Origin of the sequence: Streptomyces sp. MBT65 (assembly GCF_016612545.1) — a bacterium.
In the GTDB taxonomy this organism is placed as follows: Bacteria; Actinomycetota; Actinomycetes; order Streptomycetales; family Streptomycetaceae; genus Streptomyces.
Genome location: NZ_JAENRY010000535.1, coordinates 1 through 3124, shown reverse-complemented (window position 1 = coordinate 3124; position 3124 = coordinate 1). Strand labels below are relative to the sequence as shown.

Below are 3124 nucleotides of genomic sequence, written 5' to 3'. Positions count from 1 at the left end.
TGGCGCGCGCCCTCCTCCGCGGCGCCGCCGAACTCGCCGCGGAGCTGGGCGCGCGCCAGGCGTTCGAGTTCCTGCTGGGGCGGCATCTGGACGCCAACCCGCGCCAGTACACGCTCACCCCGACCGAACTCGCCCGTCTCATGGCCGAGTTGGCGGGCCCGGCGCACACCGTGCTGGACCCGGCCTGCGGCACCGGCGCCCTGTTGCGGGCCGTCACCCCCCGCCCCGAACAGCAGCTGTACGCGCAGGACAACGCCCCCGAACTCGCCGCGCTCACCGCGCTCCGGCTCGCCCTGCACGCGCGGGTCACCGTCCGCGGTACGGCCGGGGACACGCTGCGCGCCGACGCGTACCCGGCGCTGCGGGCCGACGTGGCAACTCCTGTGCCATCCCCCGTTCAACGAGCGCAACTGGGGCTACGACGAACTCGCCTACGACCCCCGCTGGGAGTACGGCTTCCCGGCGCGCAACGAGTCCGAGCTGGCCTGGGTGCAGCACGCGCTGGCCAGGCTCAAGGACGGCGGCACGGCCGTGCTGCTGATGCCGCCGGCCGCGGCCTCCCGGCGCTCGGGCCGCCGTATCCGCGCCGACCTGCTGCGGCGCGGGGCGTTGCGGGCGGTGGTGGCGCTGCCGATCGGGGCGGCGCCGCCGTACAACATCCCGCTGCACCTGTGGGTGCTGCGGCGGCCGGAGCGGGCGCCCGCGCAGCCGGAGGTGCTGCTGGTGGACACCGGGCGGTTCGCCACCGAGGGGCGCGGCGGGCCGGACTGGCAGGCGGTGCGGGGTGCGGTGACCGAGGCCTGGCGGGCGTTCGACCGGGCGAGTGGGCTGGAGGAGGAGCCGGGGCTGGCGCGTTCCGTGCCGGTCATCGAACTCCTCGACGACGACGTGGACCTGGCCCCCGCCCGTCATCTCCCGCCCGCGACCGCGGCCGAGGGCGCCGACGAGCTCACGGCCGTGCGCGAGCGGCTCGGTGAGACGCTCCGGCTGACCGCCGACCTCACCCCGCCGCCCGTGGACCACTCCGGCGCCCCCGAGCGGCCCGCGCGCTGGCCGCTCACCACGATCGGTGAACTCGCGCGCGGGGGCGCCCTGGTGATGCGTACCGGCGGGAACGGCGGCCACGCGCGTGTGCCCGTGCTCACCGACCACGACGTCCTCGCCGGAACGGCTCCTTCCGGGATGCTCCCGGAGAGCGAGGAGGAGGCCGTCCTCACCGAGCCGGGCGATGTCGTCGTCCCGGTGCTCGGCGGCGGTGCGATGGCGCGCGTGATCGACGACACCACCGCGGGCGCCGCCCTGGGCCGCAGCCTGGTGCTGCTGCGGCCCGACCCGGGGTCGCTGGACCCGTGGTTCCTCGCCGGCTTCCTGCGCGGCACCGCCAACAACCGCCAGGCCAGCAGCTACGCGTCCACGGCGACCCGACTCGACGTCCGCAGGCTCCAGTTGCCGCGCCTGTCCCTGGACGAACAGCGCCGCTACGGCGCCCGGTTCCGCGCCCTGGAGGACTTCGAGCGGACACTGCGGCAGGCGGGCCGGCTCGGCGAGCAACTCGTGCGCGGCATGTACGACGGCCTGACGGACGGCACGGTCACACCTGACTGAACGGCCCCCACCGGCACCTGAGATGCCGTAGGAATCGATCAGCACGACAACGGTTCGGTACAACCCGGGACCGGTTGTCGGTGTGGGCCTATACGCTCGAAGCGACAATCGCACGACAGTCCTTCGAAGGCATCAGGAGCAGCCATGCAAGGCCACGGCTACCCGCACCCCGCGAAGCAGCCGCCGCCCGCCGCGGCACTGGTCTTCGTCCGTGTGCTGTTCGTGGCGATCTCGGTGTTCACCATCGGGTTCCTGGCCTGGACGATGCTGCTGCGGCTGGCCATCGTGACCCGGAAGTCCCTGGACTGGGGCCTGTTGGTGGCCGCGCTGGCGGCGGACCTCCTCAGCATCGTGCTGCTCGGCTCCGAGCCCGGCGAGGAGATCCACACCCCGGGCGGCTATCTGGGCCTCACCCTCCTCCTGGGCACCCTGCTGGCGGGGACGGTGTACTACCTGGCGGCGGACATACGCCACTTCCAGCGACTCCGCTACGGCGGCGGTTACGGCGGCGGGCCGATCCCGGCACCGGCCTACGGCTATCCGCAGCCCGCGCCGCCTTCGGGACCGGCGCGGCCCGCGACGCCGTTCACCGCGACGACCACGTCGCAGCACACCCCGCCCCCGATGCCGCACACGCCCGTGCCCCGGCACACCCCGCCGCCGATACCCCAGACGCCCGTGCCGCAGCCGCCGATGTCCACGCCGCCGCAGCGCCCCGCGCCCGCCCGGATCGACCAGGTGCGGGCCGAGCTCGACGAGCTGAGTGACTATCTGCGCAAGCACGACGAGGGCGGAAGGTGACCGTGGCGGCAGGACGGGTCGTCGCGGACCGCTATGAACTGTCCACGCTCATCGGACAGGGCGGCATGGGCCAGGTCTGGACGGCGTACGACCGAAGACTCGACCGGCGCGTGGCGGTGAAGCTGCTGCGCCCCGACAAGGTGGCCGGGCAGGAGGCCGACGAGCTGCGGCGCCGCTTCGTGCGCGAGTGCCGGGTGACCGCGCAGGTCGACCACCCCGGTCTTGTCACGGTGCACGACGCGGGCAGCGAGGGCGAGGAGCTGTTCCTCGTCATGCAGTACATCGACGGCGCCGACCTCTCCGACCACCTCGCCGAGCAGGACCCCTACCCGTGGCAGTGGGCGGTCGCGGTCGCGGCCCAACTGTGCGCCGTGCTGAGCGCCGTGCACGCCGTGCCGATCGTCCACCGCGACCTGAAGCCGCGCAACGTGATGGTGAAGCAGGACGGCACGGTCACCGTCCTGGACCTGGGCGTCGCCTCGGTCATGGACGCCGACACCACCCGCCTCACCCACACCGGCACGCCCATCGGATCGCCCGCCTACATGGCGCCCGAGCAGGCGATGGGCGGCGCGGTCGGCCCGTACACCGACCTGTACGCGCTCGGTGTGCTGCTGCACGAACTCCTCAGCGGGGACGTGCCGTTCGCGGGTTCGACGGCGCTCGGTGTGCTGCACCGGCACCTGTACGAGGTGCCGGTGCAGCACACCGAGCGCCG

Annotated in this window: 1 protein-coding gene and 2 pseudogenes; all 3 read left to right on the top strand. The window is 73.8% G+C overall.

What is annotated here, in order from left to right; genetic code table 11:
• Positions 1-1605 (top strand): annotated as a pseudogene (locus tag JHN63_RS49860) (N-6 DNA methylase); the annotation flags it as partial.
• A gap of 144 nt (positions 1606-1749) precedes the next feature.
• Positions 1750-2406 (top strand): hypothetical protein, encoded by a 657-nt coding sequence (locus JHN63_RS49855; RefSeq protein WP_200691754.1) that lies wholly within the window; start codon positions 1750-1752, stop codon positions 2404-2406.
• A 65-nt stretch (positions 2407-2471) separates the two neighbouring features.
• A pseudogene (gene pkaE, locus JHN63_RS49850) lies at positions 2472-3124 on the top strand (serine/threonine protein kinase PkaE); the annotation flags it as partial.

Excerpts from the sequence above, each read along its gene's own strand:
- JHN63_RS49855 (WP_200691754.1), top strand. The coding sequence starts at position 1,750 with ATGCAAGGCCACGGCTACCCGCACCCCGCGAAGCAGCCGCCGCCCGCC.